This is a genomic window from Haloarcula sp. H-hyl6 (assembly GCF_056934455.1).
Genome location: NZ_JBRIIK010000001.1, coordinates 2038998 through 2054990, shown reverse-complemented (window position 1 = coordinate 2054990; position 15993 = coordinate 2038998). Strand labels below are relative to the sequence as shown.

Sequence of the window (15993 nt, the reverse complement as noted above, 5' to 3'; positions counted from 1 at the left end):
GCTCACACGGAGTTCCCTCCAATAGCGCCAGCTTCGAACCCACTCGCACGGACCCGTAACGGGAACCACCCCTCCTCGTCGACGCCTAGTAACGCTTCTGAATACCCATCTTCGTCGTTCCCGGCCTTCGCTGTCCGGACCCAGTTCACCTCCCGCTCGCTTAGGTCGAACCACTCGGCCAGCTTCTCGGCCTCTTCGTTCACCCGGTGAATCAGAGTCATCGAACAGAGGCTGGCAATCGTTCGAGCCTCGGGCGTCAACGCGAACTCGCCGCCGGTCTGTGTGATGAAGTGCAGCGAGAGGTCATAATGCCGAGAGTGCCGAACAGCCGTCTCCAGAAAGTCCAGTGACGTGGCGTCAGCCATCAGATAGTGTGCTTCGTCGATAGCGAAGATGACGCGTTTCTCGGTTTGCTTCGCTCGCTCGTAGACGGCGTTGAACAGCACCTGCATCATGAGGCTCGTCTCGCTGCGGCCGCGTGCGCCCTCTTCTTGGTGCAAGTCCAGATACACCACATTCGAGTCGAGGTCGAACTCCGTTGGCCGTGCAAGGTTCGCCAGATCGCCTTTCTCGCGGAAGGACGGTCGCAAGTCCTTCAGGAGTGACTGAGCATTGTCTTGCACGCTCGCCTGTTCGCCGGCCGTCGTGTAACCAAAGGACGCCGGATCGGCAAGCAGCGCTTCCAGAATCTCGATGACGTCACGCACCGTCGGCGACGGATTCGAGTGCGTACTCGGCTCGCGAGTAATCCCCTGTCGTTCGTACGCTTCCTGGACGGCTCGACGGAGCGTCTGCTTCCGGTCTGCAAGCGGGTTGTTCGCGACGTGGGCGAAGAACGTCTCGAAGAAGGACAGCACCCAGGAGATTTGCTCGGCCCATGGATCGAGGTCCGGAACCGACGCTAGCACCGCCTCGGGCGTGGCCTTCAACTCCAGTGGATTGAACCCGCGCGTCCCGCCGACGGTCACCCGCTCGCCCCCGAGGGCATCGTTCACACCGGCGAAGCCACGGAGGGGATCGAGCATGATGATGATCGTCTCTGGATCGTACATCCCACGCCGAACCAACTGGAGTTTCGTCGAGAAGGATTTCCCAGCCCCCAGCTTCCCGATGACCATCGTACAGTACCCCGTCTCGCGAGCAAACCGATCCAGAATCAGTGGGCTCTCGTTCAACGCATACGTCCCGTACTCGATCCCGGGTTCGGCAAACGCTCCAGAAACGAAGGGAAACATCGCGCCGACGGCGCCGGCGAGCATCGGCGTTCGCGTCGAGAGGGAGTGCTCCAGTCTATCATCACCAACCGGACTCGTCGCAATGAGTGTCTGGAGCTGTTGCCAGCGTGGCGTCACCGGCGTGAGATTGGCCGGTGGTTGCCTGGCAGTCTTCCGGACGGCATTCCCAGAGAGTGCTTCGGGATCGTCGGCCCGACTGGTGAGGTACGTCGCGACGTCGAAGGCTTGCATCGAACTATTCCGAAGCGTGTCGTAGAGGTCGCGATAGTCCTCAAGGTCTTTCCGGAGACCACGGGCACCCGCACGCCGTTTCTCCTGGAGGTACTCCACGTCAGCCTCCAGTTCCTCGAGATGGTTCTCTAGCGAATCGAGTGTCTGTTCGGTATCGCGTGGGTCGACGTGAATCGAGACGTCTGTCTTGCGTGTCTCCGGCGAGGCATACAGTCGCTCGAGAAAGCCGTCCATCGGCGTCTCTGGATACTCGGCGATCCAGCGCGAGCGTGACCACGTCTCACCCACGCGAACGCTGTTTGGCGTCGTCTCGATGCCTGATGGGGTAACGAGTCCGGAGTGGATGTCGGAGAGGTCGGGAAGTACCGTTTCAGAACGACTGTAGGAGACGGTGATGTCGTCGGTCGCCCGACGTTTCGAAGACGTCCCGTCTGTCGTCGACCCGGACGCATCCTCGTCGTCCCCATCGCTCTCTGACGTGACCGCACCGAACGACGCGAGGAATCGACCGATCATCGATCTGCCCCACTGATGACGGGCCGTCGCCGAGCGAGCTGTTCGAGCGTCTCGCTCGCATAGGTCTCTTGCGTCCAGAAATTCCCGACGACGCCGAGTGCGTCGTGGGCGTCGAGGCGACTCGCATCACACCCCTCGATCTCACGGATTCCACTTTCGACGCGTCGCAACCGAGTATCGAGTTCGTCGAACATCGCTTCTCGTTCGTCGGCGACGCGCGGGGCGAACCACGACGTAACGAGTAAGCCCAGTATCGGCAGCGTGGCCAACTGCTGCAGGATACTCTCGCTATCGAATTGGACTTCCATGGGCGTCACCGGGACGACGACGTAGTGATCTCGAATCGTCATCTGGCGTGATTCGACTTCGTCTTCGTACCACTCGGTGTACGCCTCGATCAACCTCGCCAACCGAGGATTCGCTTTCACGTCCGGATCGTCCAAGCGGTCGTCGTAGTGGGCGAGATACTCTTCGACGGGAAAGTCCTGCGTCGTCGAGTACAGTTGGATGGGGAACTCGACAGTCGTATTGAGGAAGTCAGCAAAGGCATCTGCTCGCTCTGCCCACTCTTCGCTCGTTGCGAGCGCCATGTTCGCAGGGTCGACCTGCACCAGCCCGACGAACGCGCCGTCGGTCCGTTCGATGGCATCGTGTTCTGGGTGGATGCGTTCGAGTTGTGTGTGCTCTTTCGCTGCCTCGACGTCGTATTCATCGGGTGTTCTGAGCGACCCGAGATACGTCGCGATCCAGTCGATGCTCGTCGTGTAGGATGGTGTGAGGTAGACGAATACCCCACCAACGAGAATTGCCACGCCGGCCAATGGGAGTGTCAGTGTCTGGAGAGCGTACCCACCAATAGTGAGTGACTCGGGCAGGACGACCTGTAAGAGTAAGACGACTACCACGCCTGGAAACAGTCCGATAGCGGCGTCCGACAGGGTGTACGTTCCAAAGAGCGTTGCCTCGGTCCCGAGAAATTTCGGGATTCGCTTTGCGGGATCTCGATGTGACATATGGTCTGTAAATCTCGCGGGTCGTGTGTGGTCAGTTTCAGTTGATGTACCGCGGACGGTCGTCGTCCGATCGGTCCGTGCTGTTCGCCGTCTCGGAATTCTGCGAGCTGGCGGAGTCCGTCGAATCCGATGGTGAACGAGTATCGCGGTCACGCATCGCTGCGAAGTCGCTTGCCCGACTGTCGCTTTCCTCACGCTGATCTCCGGAGTCTTTGCCGCCCGTCGAACTGCGCTGTGTCGGCTCAGAAGTACTGCTGTCGGCCGTGACTCGATCTCGAAGAGAAACCGCCGTCTTTCTCACTCGCTGGCCGCCTGCGTGGGCACGGGAGTTCCCAGAGCCGAGTACGGTCTGGCCGTCCCCTCTCATTGCGGGTTCGCCACGAACGCCTCTGCTGAAGTTTTGCGTGCCCTGCGCCGCAGTCTGTGCGCCGCCGGCCGTCTTGGCAAATCGCTGCTGTGCTCGCTGGGTTGATGCGTGACGACTCGCCCGCTCGCCAAAGACGAAGATCGCACCGGCCTGCCAGAACATCAACAGCGGTGCGACGACAGCAACGAACGGGATGATCAACGCGACGAACCACAGCGCGATACCGTTGACTGTGAACTGGAAACTACTGCCCAGTAACTGTCCCAGTCGAAAGAGGAGTGCCACGGGAATGGTCATGAACAGGAACGGGGCGTAAAAGCCAGCCAGGCGAGCCATGAACCGCGAGACGAGCGAAAACGGCCCGACGCCGGGAATCCAGAAGACGATCAGGATCGGCATCAACAGGACGAAGAGATAGAGCATCACCTGCCGGGTGAAGTAGATGAGGCCGATCAGGACGAACAGGATGAGGTCTACAGTATACGAGACTAACAATCCGAGTAGACCCATCGCACCGAACGAGAGTGACTCGAAGAGCGAGATATCTGAGAGATCTGGCACCAGGACGGCCGCAAACCCATCCATCAATTGCAGAGAGAGTGCAGCAATCCACCACCACGCGAGAATCCCCAGCAGGCCGGAGAACGCTCGCTTTTTGAGTTTCGTCCTGTGGTAACTGGAGAACAGATGACTCGTCGATTCGAGGAAGATGACGAGTCCAATCGAAATGCCATAGAGAAAGAGCACTATCGGAATCAGCTCGTCCCAGTAGTACTCGTAAATCTGTGTCCAAGGGTCGTTTGTTGGTGGACGAAATACCGTATCTGGGGCTGGAGTAGTTACGATTGCTTTCACAACCGCTTCTGTTCCGTCTTCTATTGTGGTTGCGACTGGCTCAACAAGTTCCCCGAGCCAGTTAGATAACGCACTGCTGATTACATCACTAAGAGCCTGCATCACGCCACCGAGGAGTAGAAATTGTCAGTGACCGCTTGAGAACTATTCACTCTGAGTCCCCATTTACTATTTTAAGATCTGAACAGACGTATTCGCCAGAAAACGCTGAGAAGGTTGGGTCTCCATTTCGTTCCACTGTGATTTTCCGACGAAGGTGTGGTGAATGAGGTGCCGTGACTACCACTGTGACCGCATATTCATTATTTGCGCAGTAGGGCCGATCGTCATCTGGGAAAATGAATGGTATGTCTCCCGAGAAGAACGTCTTGCCTTCGTTGGGATAGATGATGGCGTCAATAGCGTCCTCTATGCCATAGAGAGACGGGGACATCCTTTCACCTGGCTCATCATTTGCCGCGTAGTTTGGGGCATCTTCATAGACGATCTCACTAATCCACGTGGGAGAGTTACCACTATTCTTGATATCGACAGCTACCCTACCAGCATACTCTGGATTCTCATTCTCTGGAGAGCGAATGTCTATAATTGATACATCTGGAACCAGATCTACCTGTTCCGTCTGTGGGTCCTCTGCTCGCGGTTCGAAGACGAATCGGAATGTTCCGGGCGTGTAGTGATTGTCTTCGTCATAGCTATCGACATCCAACAATCGAATCCGTGCCTTCCCGGTCGTCGGCTCCGTCTCAGTCTTCGCCCAGACAGTCTCCGTCGGGTCGACGACGTGCAGTTCCGTCCCACGAAAGTCCTCTGTTGCAGTGAGGACGAGATGCTCGCCCTCGAACGAGATATCTTCAATAGCCTCCATCTCGGCCGTGGGCGTCGCTTCTTCGGTATCACCATCTATCGAGGGACAGCCGGCGAGTCCGAGAACACCACCAATCGCGGTGGTGCGAAGGAACTGTCGTCGTGAGGCCTGCAGTACGGTCGCTTGGGAGTTCGGTGTCTCCGTGGTTTGGTCGGTCATAGTGCCCTCCATGGTGGCCAGATACGCCAGCCAGTGATGCGGTCGATGAGCAAGACGGCGAGTAAGAACAGCGAGACTGGAACAGCGAAGACGAACAGCGTCGAGAGTAGGTTCAACAGGGGACTGCGAACGTAGATGCTGTCACTGTCACCGGTATACCCAGGGATGTTCAGCCACCACTGTCCGGGCACATAACGTGCACTCACCCCGCCGCTATCCGCAGGGATGGTGCGGACGACGACGCCCGTGGCGTTGGTGTCGACGCGGTCGCCAGCGATGAGGACGTACCCGTCGCGGGTCTGCGTCTCGATAGGTTCGCCTGTCTCGGTATCACGGAGCGTCGCACGAAGACGCACCGTCTCGTTCGAGCGATTCTGAATCGAGAGGGTGAGGTTACTCTCACGAATCGGGACTTTGGCGAAGGTATCGAGTTGGCGCGTCGTCTCGACACCGCGGACGAGACCACGTGCGGTGACAGCGCCAGTATACTGCGTGTGGTTTGCATCCGACGCTTCCCACCGCGTGGCCAGTCCATAGCTCGCCGTATAGGGGTCTTCGACGACGTCGAGCGAAACGTTTCGAGGGAGGGTTGGTGGGGTGAGTTCCTCGCCGAAGATGTCGAGAATCGTCACCGCAGACTGAGGCGACGCCGTCGGCCCGACTTCGATAGGAAAGGCGTGCACCTGCAGCGGGTGAACTGGGGAATGGACACGCTCGGTTCCGTCGTTGCTCCGGCGTTCGAGTGTGTCCCACGCAGGGTTCCGAGCGGTGTAAAAGCGCCAGACGCCAGTGACTTGCCCGTCTGCGTCGGTCCGCTCGTACCCGCCCCACGGGTCGCTTTTGTAAACGACAAGTCCGAAGTCGCCATCTGGATATCGGCCGACGTAGCCAGACACTTCCAGCGTGTAGGGTCGGACGTCGACAGAGTCAGTGACAGTGACCGAATCACGCCGATAGCTCGTCTTGCTGTCCCAGTCGGTACAGGACTGCTGTGTCGTATTGCCCGCTGCACACGTCCGACTAGTGGTCCGAATCGTCGTCTCTATCGTCGCTTCGAGCGTGAGCGTCGTCGGTTCGGTACTGGCTTCCAGCCCGCTGTAGGTGAGCCGCGGCGTCCGTGTCTGTGTCTGTCGAGCGACTACGTCGCCGTCGACCAGTAATCGCGTCTCGTTCACGCGAGTCTGCACCACTGAGTGCTCGACTCGCTGATTCGTCGCTTGCCGCCCGGCCGGTGCTTGGACGCGGAAATCGACGACGCCCATTACTGCGCCGGATGGCGCGACGTAGTGTGTTCGCTCGGACGCTGACGTATGGACGACCGTCGACGGCTGCACAGCAAGGAGCGTCACGTGGGCGTCTCGGATATATCGACCCTGTTCGAGAGCTGCGTGGCTTGGTGCGGCCGACGTATCACTACCAGTCTGTGGGAACTCCTCGTGTTCACCACGGTTCCACTGCTCGACGGCCACTGGCGGTTCGTTCGTCGGGATGTCGGTTCCTGAGGCGAGTGTTCGAAGCGCGCTACTCGAGGCGTTCTCCCCGGTCAGGACTGTCTCATCAGTATCGTTTGACCAGAGTGGCGTGAACGACGACGAATTCACGCCATGACTCGTCTCGTTTGGTGGGTGTGCACTCGCCATGACGGGGACAACGAGCAGCGACGCTACCAGCGTGAGTGCGACTGGCACTTGCTGCTGGCTCAGAATCCGCAACTCGTGCCACCTGCGACGACGTTGTTCAGGATGAACTGCAAGATTGTCGTCGCGAGCGGTGCGACGATGACGCCCCAGATGACTCCCTGATTGCGGATTTCTTTGAGCTCCTTCTTCATGTCCGCCCGGCGAATCGTCGGGATGGCGACCGTCGCACCCAACGCGAGGACGCCCCCGATGAGTGGCCCACCGAACTGGATGACCGTGAAGAGATTCTTGACCGTCAGCGCCATATCGGACTCACAGAACGCTGTGCCCACTGTCTGTGCGGCGACGGGGTCGACGGCGACCACCGACAGAGTGAGCAAAGCGAGGACGGAGGTCCGTATCTGACGGACCGACTCAGTGGTGTGTGCTGTTCGTAGCGATTCTGACTCGGCGGTGTTGTGACTGTCCGGTTGCATGTGTCTCGGCAGCAATCGCTCAAAATGCGGTCGTGACCCGATGACCGCGGATGAGTGACTCCTATTCTACTGAGCGCGTAAGGGGGGCTTAATTGTTAGCATTCGTACGAATTGTCTGACATTTGTACGGATGGCACTGAACCCGCTTCACTTTTTGCTGAACGCAACGACTAACAGAGACGATAATGTGTATCTGGTATGTATCCAGCAATTGAGTGGGCAGTTCCCGCTGATCCCTCTATTTTAGATGAACTGGCTCGCTACGATGGCTGGCACACGCCGAAAAACTTGGAGCTGAATACGGACTTCAGCAGGCAGTGGATAGCACAGCGCTGTCCAGTCTACGTCGACCACGGATTGGCAAAGCGCCACGAAACGGACCCTGCCTATCGCATCACTGATCACGGCCGAGCAGTCGCCGCTGGTGAGGAACTCCCCGAAGATTGAGTACCTACGACCAGTACGGCATACCGAATATGGTTTCCGAAGGGGGAACAGCGCCTGATTCCCCGCTTAGCGAAGTGGTGTAAGGTATCCGGTGCGAACCCCGGAGGCTGCAACGACCAACCGAGACGCGAATCGGGACATTGACGACGTGTTCGAAAATGAGTATTGCCTCCTGATGTTCGACTCCACGGCCGCAGTTTGCTACGCACTATGCAAAGGATAGTCCTCTCTGTCAGCTACGAGACGTCGTACGTGACGACGCTCGTTGGACCACAGTACGGACAGTGACTTCGTTTCGAGGGGAGCGTGGTTCCACAGTACCGACACTCGTGGACGACGGTCTGATCGCTGAACAGGGAGCGGAACCATCGGATCTTCATGAGCGCTCACGCCTCCCCTCTACTGAGTTGCGAGGAAGAAGCCTCACGCGATGACCTCCTGGAGGTCGTACATTCGCTCTCGAATCGTCACCGGCGAGACGTCTGCGGCGTCGGCCAGTTCTGCTTGCGTTTGCTCCGCACCGAATTCCTGTCCCGCGAGATAGATGGCCGCAGCGGCGACACCCGAGGGCCGACGTCCGTTCGCAACGCCCTCGCTTTCTGCCACCTCGATGAGGTCGCGTGCCCGGCTACGGACGACGTCATCGACATCGAGTTCGGAGGCGAGTCGGGGAAAGAGCTGACGCGGCGCCTGGACGGCCGTCGCCAGTTCGAGTTCGGCATTGAGGACACGGTAGCTGTTCAACACAGTGGTTTCCTCACACCGAGCCACGGCCGCAATCTCGCTCACCGATCGGGGTAGTCCCCGGCACCGACAGGCCGCGAACACGCTCCCTGCCGAGAATCCTTCGAGTGACCGTCCTCTGAGGAGGTCCTCATCTTGCGCTCGTCTGAACAGCACGCTGGCGAATTCGCGAACGTCGTGTTTCAGGTCCAGCGCCCCGACGATACGGGCGATATCTCCACAGGCGAACGCGAGGTTTTGCTCTGCTTTCGACCGGAATCTGGCCCGGTTGTGCTCACGACGCAGTCGACGGATCTGTCGTCGCTTCCGACTCGAAAGCGGCCGTCCGTTGGCGTCGCCGCCCCGCCCGATCTCACTCGAAAGTCCACTGTCGTGTCTGGCCGGCGTCAGCGGAGCGCCCGTCCGTCGGGTATCCGGGCCGTCGTCGAACCACCGCGGTCGATTGCCGTAGGCGAGTCCGTGGCCGTCGATGACGAGACCACAGTCCGTACACGCTCGCTCGCCGCCGTCTGTCTCGATACTACCTGCACACTCCGGGCAGTCGCCGTGCACATCGGTTTCGGGATCTTCGTCGAAGCCATTTGCGTAGGGTTTGGAACTACTCATTCGTTTTCAGGGGCACGTGTTTGAGGGCCCCGCACCCGTCAGGGGGAAATAAAAACGGGCTGTCGGCGTTGTGTGGATCTCCGTCGCCTGTCGGGATCAATGAGAGAGCAGCGAATCTAAGTTAGTAACACTGAGATTAGTAAAATCACGATTAGTAAAACTGTGATTTAGATAATCGTAAACAGAATGACTAGTGCTAAGGGCGGTTATGTCGCTGAGGGTTCGTATGGGTTCGTTAGCGACTTGAGCGACTATCTCCGACACACATTGTACTCACAGCAATATGTAAGTGAATTATCTCACATTGTACGCACAACGGGCTCCGATAAGACGCGAGTTCAGTTTTGGGCCCCGGATCGACTCATCGTCTGGGCCGACGCACTCGTTACAGTTCTGGGAGAAGACCGGGCAGATGTCCTCATATCTGCACTCCGGGAGTATCTACGGGAAGCCACCCACGACGACGCATTCACCCAGGAAATTGCTGATGCCTACTACGACGACGTCATCACCTACGAGCAGCTCAAAGCGCTCATTGGTGCAGAAGAAGCTGCCAACCTCCGTGTCTTGAAACAGCAGTTTGACGAAGATTTCGTCGACGAAGTTGCCGAGCTTTAGATAGAGTAGTTGGCTCGCCCCGTTCTGGCTGCATCAGTTATTTCTCTCTTCACTCGGGTGTGGGCGATCCGGTGCAGCGGCATCCCATTCCTCCGGATTGATTCCGCCGTCTTCGTCGTTGAGACGGGTAGTGAGCGTGTGAAGGTCGTATGCCTCAGTGACACGCTGTATATCGTCCGTGATTGCCCAGTACTCTCCTTTATGTCGAACCAGATTTCGATTCTTCAGCCGTGAAAGAATGGTTCCCACTGCATTCGGTGTTTCGTCTATCGCGGCTGCGATTTCCGAGCGCGTGAAGGCCTGATCGGAGTGGCTGTACAGATATGTGACGACCTGTTCTGGAATACAGGGGCCCTGAGGTAGATCTCCTGATTCGAAGTCCTCGATACTCACTGGCATATGCTGTAATTGTTGTGCTACTGTACTGAATGTACTGTCGTGCTTTTGTGATTGTAATCAATTCACCGGCAACAGTCCTACTCTACAGAGCAATCTCTACTCGAATTCCTTTCGCCCATCACGGAAACACGGCCAGCACGGGACCGAATCGGGTAACTCATCACACTCACAGTCGTCCGTTTTCTCTTCCTCACCTTGCGGGTCGCCCGGTACTGGTTCGCTGTTCCGTCGCTCTCCATGCACCCTCGGCCGAATGGAGTCGCCGCCGTCGGCTCGGAGTTGGACGTCGGTGACGAGGTCGACGATCGGTCGGCGAATCGCGACGCCGACGCGGTGCTTACAGGCACCCTCGAAATGTTCGTCGGCCGGGCAGGTACAGGAAACTGGCACGCCGTCTTCGATCTGGACGAGATACTCGTGATTTTCTGGATCGGCATAACTCCCGTTGCGAACACGGATTCGGTCCCCGAGCAGGTCAAACTCGAAGGCTTCGTACTGAGCACGTTTTGCAACTCGGGTGGTGAACTCCAACTGCGAGAGTGGGTTCGGCGTTGGTTGTGGGTTCGGCGTTGGTTGTGCGTTCGACATTGTCTGTTTCAGGGCACGAGTAGTGTGCCCCGCGCCCCTCGCGGGGCACGACAAAATTATCGACGACGTCGACGCAGCCGAGAGATGTATCCCCACTCTTCGATGGTTGCTGTGACCTCGGACAACTCGATAGTGACGCCGGCGATTCGCTCCAGTGGTCTATCGAAGCCAATGAGACGGGGTCCGGGTCAGCTAACAGCGCTCGGGAACGTTCGCAGCGTTCGATGGAGACGACGGTGAGGCGTCGGCCGACGTCACAATCGATTACGCTGCTTGGGGCGTCGACGTGGGGTACGGTTCCTCAAGAATCTCACGCTATGTCACAACTGCGACAAGCTATGGCCCATCCAATTCCACTCTAAGCCAGAATATTAGTACTGGTCGCCTCTATTTCCGTTCCATTCCCAATAATCTCCGAAAATTTTCAATCGGCTGAGAGCGACGCGGAACGCCACGAGATCGCCCTCGAGATGGGGAAACTCGACGGTCACCGCCACGCTGACCTCTATGAGGCTCTCGAGAACGAATAGATGGGTCTACGAGTCGCCGAATTCGTTCCTCACTCCGCGTGGTTTCTTGTTGTATAGAGTAGAGTGAAATGCAACAATGTTCCTCACCGGGAGCCAGTAATTGCAGTCAGACACGCCAAATCAACATCACGGGCAAGAAGCGCAACAAGGAGTACCGAACAAAGGAGATCTTCGATATTCTTGAACGGCCACCCCAAACGTACTGAGTTCTTGCTGTTCTGGATTCGGCGGTTGTCTGCCCCCCGTCAGTTGACGCCGTGAGTCTGTACTGGGACCAACCTGTCGCCATTTTTCGCTGTCAATCGTGTTGGCTTCGTACCCAACACGCTTACCCTGTTGGGGAGAGAACCAACACCTAGTGAACTGGCTCAGGGTCAAGTGGTTCGAGACGCCGACGTCGTCTCGTCCTCACGAGAGGGCCTTCGCTCTCTCGAACGACCCCGAGGCACTCGGCCTGCTCCGCCTGTAGAGTTCTGGGCTAGTGCTGATGAGTACTGGGACGCCGTCGACGCCGGACCAGACCGACCGTACTGACCAAACAAACCACCTCAACTGACCATGACCACACTCCACATCACCGTTGGCGACCGCGAACAGCTCCGGAACGACGCGTTAGATTTCGTCCAAGCAGGGGAAGACAATACGCTCGATGACTCTGATGAGACGGTAACCCTGCAGTTCGGAAGTTACGACGATCTCGTCGATAGTCTCACGCCACTCCGCCTCGAGCTCATTCAAGCAATCGCGGAACACGATCCACAAAGTATGCGTGAGGCTGCACGGCTCGTCGATCGAGATGTCTCCGATGTCCACTCGGACCTGAAGCATCTGGAGGTGATCGGTATCCTCAATCTCGAAGAGGGGGGCTCTGGCGGAGCAATACAACCTGTCGTTCCGTTCGACCGTATCGAGATGCATATCGACTACCCACTCGTTGATGACTCCGATACTGATGGCGCCCCAGCCAGTGTGTAAATGTGTCTCCGTTTCTTTAGATTGCTGTTCAGCGTGAGCCACCTGGCGCTCTGAACCGCATTACTACGAGTCGGTTGGGGCGTATCCAACGAATCGGGCCATTTGTTCAGCCGCGGTTCTCGTCACCGTTTGGTCGACAATTGCCACGGCGCGTTCGATATCGGCCTCACGAAGGGAGACGACAGCCCACGGAGAGACGAATGATTGTTCCGAGAGACCACCTTCGACGAACCGTCCCTCCAACGAAATCGATGGTGAGTACTCTTTCGTCGTGATACCGGTGGCGATGTATTGCTCACCCGCAAATGGGTGTGCCTCGTCGCTCAAGATGAGGTAGGGTCGTCGAGGAGTATGTCCGTAGGGATCGGAGGCGACGACGATGCTTCCACGTCGAAGCATCACTCGGCACTCGTTTCAGCGTTAACATCTGGGAGTGCATCGTCCCAATCAGGGTTTGTATCGTAGTGATCACCCTCGAACTGGTCAGCCACTGCCCGGAGGCCGATCTCACTGGCTGTTTGAGCGTCGTATGCCTCGATATTGATCGCCCAATACTCACCTTTGTGTCGGACGAGCCCTCGCTCTTCGAGGCGGCTCAGTGTCGTCCCAACACTTCCCCGTGGTATCTCGAGTTCGTCGGCGAGCTCGCTCGGCGTAAACCCAAGTTCGGGATGCTGTGCAAGGTATTCTAGGATCCGCCGCCCGTTTGTCCCCTCATTTGGAAGGTTACTCGGATGGTAGCTCTCGAAATCGACGGGCATTGTAATCTACTGTAATCATCTGTTGACGTGAGTAATTAGTCTTCTGCCTACAGACTCGTTCAAGTGGCAGATATCCACCGTTGTGCATAGTGGGGTCGACATGGACACCGTTCGTTCCCCGGAGATGGTGGAGGAGCTAAAGAACGGGGTTCGTCACAGAGACATACACGCCCGACTCGCACGTTGTATCTTGCACACCGCTCCTGCTCAGTATCCGATCGGGATTCGACTGAGATGGTATCTCACTCCGCTGTACTGAACGATTCACAGAGAATTGAGGCGGAAGCCCACGACTTTACAGTAGTTGCCGAAGTAGCTGAGAGTCGGATTTCTTCGGTGACACCGTACGAGGAGTATGGTCGCTACCACCGAGGCACGGCAGCTCTGTCGTGCCGCAGGCTCGCTTCTCTATCCCGCCTTAGACTTCGGAGCGAAACACAACGGCACCTATCCGAGTGAGGACTTCGCCAGAGTCCTCACTCGGAGTGCCTTCGAACGGGAGTTCACCAACACCAGTGCCAGACATCTCCAACTTGCCAGAGGTGAAACTCTCGATCTCGAAGACCGCAGTCCGCTGGCGAAATCTCTGCTGTACAATCTCGGCCGGATGAACGCGGACGCCATCGACGCCCAGTTCGATGGCGTCCGCGAGCAGTTCATCACGCAGACACACAGGGCTCGTCGCTTTCCGAACACGGCAGAGGTTGCGTTAGACCTCCACGAGTGGCTCTACTACGGCTCGAAGCAGACACCGATGGTGTCGCGAATCAACCCTGACCGCGGCACCGACCTCGCCTACGTCTTTGTGACACTGTGCATTGTGTCACCGGCAGCGCGGTTCACGCTCGCGTCCAAGCACGTTGCTCGGACCGACACACCGTCCCTGATCAAGGCGATCCGCGAGGTGATCGAGACGGCGCGTCAGGCCGTCTCGATCACCCGCATCTACTGTGATCGTGGATTGTATCGGGTAGAGTTAGTCGACGAACTCGTCGATCTCGGTGTGGAGTTCGTCATGCGTGCTCCCAAAACACCGGGAATCAAGCGCGACCTATCCGACCATGATGAGAGTGTGTTCGTCACTGACTACGCATTAGTGAAGAAGAGTTCACCGACGATGCGTGTCCCGGTGACGCTCGTCGTCGTCCCGCACCACTCGCGGGACGACGACTCGCTGTGTCTGATCACGAACCGGGAGCGGACGGTAGATGAAGCGGTCCCACTCGCGCAAGCGTATCGGCGTCGGTGGGGCATAGAAACGTCCTACCGGAAGATCGGTGAATTCCTGCCTCGGACGACGTCACCGGTGTTTGCGGTGCGGTTGTTCTACTTTCTGTTCGCTGTGGCGCTGTACAATCTTTGGATAGTGGTGTGTCTCCTGCTCTCTGAGCACCGGCGGGTGAAAACGCGCCCAGCAGTCTCGACGGCGACGTTTCGGTTCTTCCTCGGGCCAGTGACCTACGGATAAGCCTCGTCGGGGCGGCAGACCCGGGCTGGTGCCCGGGTCAGCACGCCCCTCCGTACTGGCGAGACTGACGGTCGCCGTAAATATCTCGTCTCGTCCATCACCACCTACTCGAATCACTGCTAAAACAACCGACTCAGGCTGGATTTCAGCAATCTCGCCGTCCCTCAGCGAACACTCTGCAATTTGAATCGGCAACTACTGTTTAGCCGTGGGTAGATGACAGAGTGGCGCGCGAGGAATCGGGGCTCCCGCGCCGAGAACGCGCGAGGGGCGTCCGAGCGAAGCGAGGACGACGGCTGGGGAGGCAACGGGGGGTCAACAAAAAAGACCGCCCGCTCGGCCTACAACCGCTCGCCGCGCTCGCGTTCGGGGAACTCGACTCTGCTCCAGCCCGTCAGTGCCACCGAGACGCGCCCGTCGTACCAGCTCTTTGCGACCCCACGGAACCGCACCCACTCGCCCTCTCTGACCAGCTTCATGTCCGACTTCGTCCAGGCCGTGAACTTCGTCGTCCCCGTCTCGTCTTCGATGAGGCCCACCTGCGAGATGGCTGGCGTCGTTGGCTCCCAGAGCACCGTGACCCGACCCTCGAGACACACTTCGCTTCGATTCGCTCCTTCCAGTTTCCCGATCGGCACGACCGTTCCCGGTGCGAGCCACTCTTCTTCGGTGACTGAGACCGACGCATCCACGATATCTGCACCGTCTGCCATCTTCTGGGCCATGCGCTTCGAGAGCGCCGCCGTCGTCGTTCCCGTCCGGACCCGCTCGTGTATCCGCCGTGCCTGCCGATTCACGCTCGCCAACTCCTCTCGGGTGAGTTCGCTTCGTGGGTCCACCCGCTTGGAGTCTGCCCACGTATCCACGCTCGCCGCTCGCTCCTCGAACCGCCGACGTCGCGCCTCGTTCTTCTCTTCGACCACGGCTCTCGTCCGGGCTTCTCGGTCTGAGTCCGCTCTGCAGTCCCACCGGGTTCGCGTTCGCGAAATCTCCCAGTCGCGTGCCGCTAACCGCTCCTCCGCTTCGAGGGTGAGCCCTCGTCCAGCTGCCTCGTAGTGATTCGTGTCGACGGTGCCCTGTATCTCCTGTTCGACTGACCGCCGCAGCTCCGGCGTCTCCTCGACGACGGCTTCCTGTTCAACGCGCTGTTCCTCGTGCCAACCTTCATATCGGATCGAATTCTCTATACTCATTGCAGTATCCTGAAGGCGCCTACTCAGCGTCATCCAACTTTCACGACTCTCCAGCCGTGGCTCTCATCACACCTCGACGACATCCTCGCGCGCTGTCCGCGCCTTCACGCGCCCGACAGGGCGCGGGCAGCGCGCGCTCTCGACAGGCACATCCAGAACCGCGCGGCCGGCCAGGCCGCCCGAGCGGCCAGTTTCAAGTCGGTTTCCGGTCTGAGGCACGAAGACCGAAACCGCACTTGATGCTGGCGTCCCAAACGGGCGAGCGAGGAACGAACAGCGAACGCCGTTCGCTGTGAGTGATGCG

General features: G+C 58.4%; 17 protein-coding genes. 5 read left to right on the top strand and 12 right to left on the bottom strand.

Annotated elements, in window-relative coordinates; translation table 11 throughout:
• Positions 1-2 precede the first annotated feature (2 nt).
• The 6 genes from Hhyl6_RS10665 to Hhyl6_RS10640 are packed head-to-tail and all read right to left on the bottom strand — an operon-like array spanning position 3 to position 7360.
• Complete coding sequence (locus Hhyl6_RS10665; RefSeq protein ID WP_483739171.1) at positions 3-1982, bottom strand: VirB4 family type IV secretion system protein; 1980 nt, start codon at positions 1980-1982, stop codon at positions 3-5.
• Positions 1979-2995: a TraC-like domain-containing protein gene (locus Hhyl6_RS10660; RefSeq protein ID WP_483739170.1), complete on the bottom strand. Its 1017-nt coding sequence runs from the start codon at positions 2993-2995 to the stop codon at positions 1979-1981. Before Hhyl6_RS10660 ends, Hhyl6_RS10665 begins: the two co-directional genes overlap by 4 nt.
• A 37-nt stretch (positions 2996-3032) precedes the next feature.
• A complete protein-coding gene (locus Hhyl6_RS10655) occupies positions 3033-4319 on the bottom strand; it encodes a TrbL/VirB6 family protein (protein WP_483739169.1) in 1287 nt (428 codons plus the stop codon).
• 46 nt (positions 4320-4365) lie between these two features.
• Entirely contained in the window at positions 4366-5244 is an 879-nt protein-coding gene (locus tag Hhyl6_RS10650) for a twin-arginine translocation signal domain-containing protein (RefSeq protein WP_483739168.1), read from the bottom strand.
• Positions 5241-6884 carry a DUF8186 domain-containing protein gene (locus Hhyl6_RS10645; protein ID WP_483739167.1) on the bottom strand — a complete coding sequence of 548 codons (1644 nt, stop codon included), beginning with the start codon at positions 6882-6884 and terminating at the stop codon, positions 5241-5243. Before Hhyl6_RS10645 ends, Hhyl6_RS10650 begins: the two co-directional genes overlap by 4 nt.
• A gap of 59 nt (positions 6885-6943) precedes the next feature.
• Positions 6944-7360, bottom strand: a complete 417-nt coding sequence (locus tag Hhyl6_RS10640; protein WP_483739166.1) for a hypothetical protein — start codon at positions 7358-7360, stop codon at positions 6944-6946.
• 198 nt (positions 7361-7558) lie between these two features.
• On the opposite strand from Hhyl6_RS10640, the gene Hhyl6_RS10635 reads away from it, so the two are divergent.
• A complete protein-coding gene (locus tag Hhyl6_RS10635; RefSeq protein WP_483739165.1) occupies positions 7559-7807 on the top strand; it encodes a hypothetical protein in 249 nt (82 codons plus the stop codon).
• A gap of 423 nt (positions 7808-8230) precedes the next feature.
• Here the strand turns inward: Hhyl6_RS10635 and Hhyl6_RS10630 are convergent, their stop codons facing one another.
• Positions 8231-9157 (bottom strand): transcription initiation factor IIB, encoded by a 927-nt coding sequence (locus tag Hhyl6_RS10630; protein ID WP_483739164.1) that lies wholly within the window; start codon positions 9155-9157, stop codon positions 8231-8233.
• Positions 9158-9460: 303 nt separating this feature from the next.
• Between Hhyl6_RS10630 and Hhyl6_RS10625 the strand changes: the two genes are divergently transcribed.
• Complete coding sequence (locus tag Hhyl6_RS10625; RefSeq protein WP_483739701.1) at positions 9461-9775, top strand: hypothetical protein; 315 nt, start codon at positions 9461-9463, stop codon at positions 9773-9775.
• A 33-nt stretch (positions 9776-9808) separates the two neighbouring features.
• Here Hhyl6_RS10625 and Hhyl6_RS10620 read toward each other — a convergent pair whose 3' ends face one another.
• Together Hhyl6_RS10620 and Hhyl6_RS10615 are read right to left on the bottom strand one after the other, a co-directional pair.
• A complete protein-coding gene (locus Hhyl6_RS10620) occupies positions 9809-10174 on the bottom strand; it encodes a hypothetical protein (RefSeq protein WP_483739163.1) in 366 nt (121 codons plus the stop codon).
• 96 nt (positions 10175-10270) lie between these two features.
• A complete protein-coding gene (locus tag Hhyl6_RS10615; RefSeq protein WP_483739162.1) occupies positions 10271-10705 on the bottom strand; it encodes an SWIM zinc finger family protein in 435 nt (144 codons plus the stop codon).
• Between the two features lie 434 nt (positions 10706-11139).
• Here Hhyl6_RS10615 and Hhyl6_RS10610 point away from each other — a divergent pair, with 434 nt between their 5' ends.
• Entirely contained in the window at positions 11140-11292 is a 153-nt protein-coding gene (locus Hhyl6_RS10610) for a hypothetical protein (protein ID WP_483739700.1), read from the top strand.
• Positions 11293-11850: 558 nt separating this feature from the next.
• The gene (locus Hhyl6_RS10605) at positions 11851-12267 is read left to right on the top strand and encodes an HVO_A0114 family putative DNA-binding protein (protein ID WP_483739161.1); all 417 of its coding nucleotides are present in this window, start codon (positions 11851-11853) and stop codon (positions 12265-12267) included.
• Positions 12268-12330: 63 nt separating this feature from the next.
• Here the strand turns inward: Hhyl6_RS10605 and Hhyl6_RS10600 are convergent, their stop codons facing one another.
• Both Hhyl6_RS10600 and Hhyl6_RS10595 read right to left on the bottom strand, forming a co-directional pair.
• A complete protein-coding gene (locus Hhyl6_RS10600; protein ID WP_483739160.1) occupies positions 12331-12594 on the bottom strand; it encodes a hypothetical protein in 264 nt (87 codons plus the stop codon).
• 71 nt (positions 12595-12665) lie between these two features.
• Positions 12666-13028 carry a MarR family transcriptional regulator gene (locus tag Hhyl6_RS10595; protein ID WP_483739159.1) on the bottom strand — a complete coding sequence of 121 codons (363 nt, stop codon included), beginning with the start codon at positions 13026-13028 and terminating at the stop codon, positions 12666-12668.
• 355 nt (positions 13029-13383) lie between these two features.
• Between Hhyl6_RS10595 and Hhyl6_RS10590 the strand changes: the two genes are divergently transcribed.
• Positions 13384-14496 (top strand): transposase, encoded by a 1113-nt coding sequence (locus Hhyl6_RS10590; RefSeq protein ID WP_483739158.1) that lies wholly within the window; start codon positions 13384-13386, stop codon positions 14494-14496.
• Between the two features lie 341 nt (positions 14497-14837).
• Here the strand turns inward: Hhyl6_RS10590 and Hhyl6_RS10585 are convergent, their stop codons facing one another.
• Entirely contained in the window at positions 14838-15689 is an 852-nt protein-coding gene (locus Hhyl6_RS10585) for a DNA-binding protein (RefSeq protein WP_483739157.1), read from the bottom strand.
• Positions 15690-15993: the final 304 nt, after the last annotated feature.

What these genes read in the sequence shown, in the direction of transcription:
- Hhyl6_RS10635 (WP_483739165.1), top strand. Translation starts at nt 7,559, where the DNA reads ATGTATCCAGCAATTGAGTGGGCAGTTCCCGCTGATCCCTCTATTTTA.
- Hhyl6_RS10665 (WP_483739171.1), bottom strand. Translation starts at nt 1,982, where the DNA reads ATGATCGGTCGATTCCTCGCGTCGTTCGGTGCGGTCACGTCAGAGAGC.
- Hhyl6_RS10660 (WP_483739170.1), bottom strand. Translation starts at nt 2,995, where the DNA reads ATGTCACATCGAGATCCCGCAAAGCGAATCCCGAAATTTCTCGGGACC.
- Hhyl6_RS10630 (WP_483739164.1), bottom strand. Translation starts at nt 9,157, where the DNA reads ATGAGTAGTTCCAAACCCTACGCAAATGGCTTCGACGAAGATCCCGAA.
- Hhyl6_RS10620 (WP_483739163.1), bottom strand. Translation starts at nt 10,174, where the DNA reads ATGCCAGTGAGTATCGAGGACTTCGAATCAGGAGATCTACCTCAGGGC.
- Hhyl6_RS10595 (WP_483739159.1), bottom strand. Translation starts at nt 13,028, where the DNA reads ATGCCCGTCGATTTCGAGAGCTACCATCCGAGTAACCTTCCAAATGAG.
- Hhyl6_RS10655 (WP_483739169.1), bottom strand. Translation starts at nt 4,319, where the DNA reads ATGCAGGCTCTTAGTGATGTAATCAGCAGTGCGTTATCTAACTGGCTC.
- Hhyl6_RS10645 (WP_483739167.1), bottom strand. Translation starts at nt 6,884, where the DNA reads ATGGCGAGTGCACACCCACCAAACGAGACGAGTCATGGCGTGAATTCG.
- Hhyl6_RS10605 (WP_483739161.1), top strand. Translation starts at nt 11,851, where the DNA reads ATGACCACACTCCACATCACCGTTGGCGACCGCGAACAGCTCCGGAAC.
- Hhyl6_RS10640 (WP_483739166.1), bottom strand. Translation starts at nt 7,360, where the DNA reads ATGCAACCGGACAGTCACAACACCGCCGAGTCAGAATCGCTACGAACA.
- Hhyl6_RS10590 (WP_483739158.1), top strand. Translation starts at nt 13,384, where the DNA reads ATGGTCGCTACCACCGAGGCACGGCAGCTCTGTCGTGCCGCAGGCTCG.
- Hhyl6_RS10650 (WP_483739168.1), bottom strand. Translation starts at nt 5,244, where the DNA reads ATGACCGACCAAACCACGGAGACACCGAACTCCCAAGCGACCGTACTG.
- Hhyl6_RS10585 (WP_483739157.1), bottom strand. Translation starts at nt 15,689, where the DNA reads ATGAGTATAGAGAATTCGATCCGATATGAAGGTTGGCACGAGGAACAG.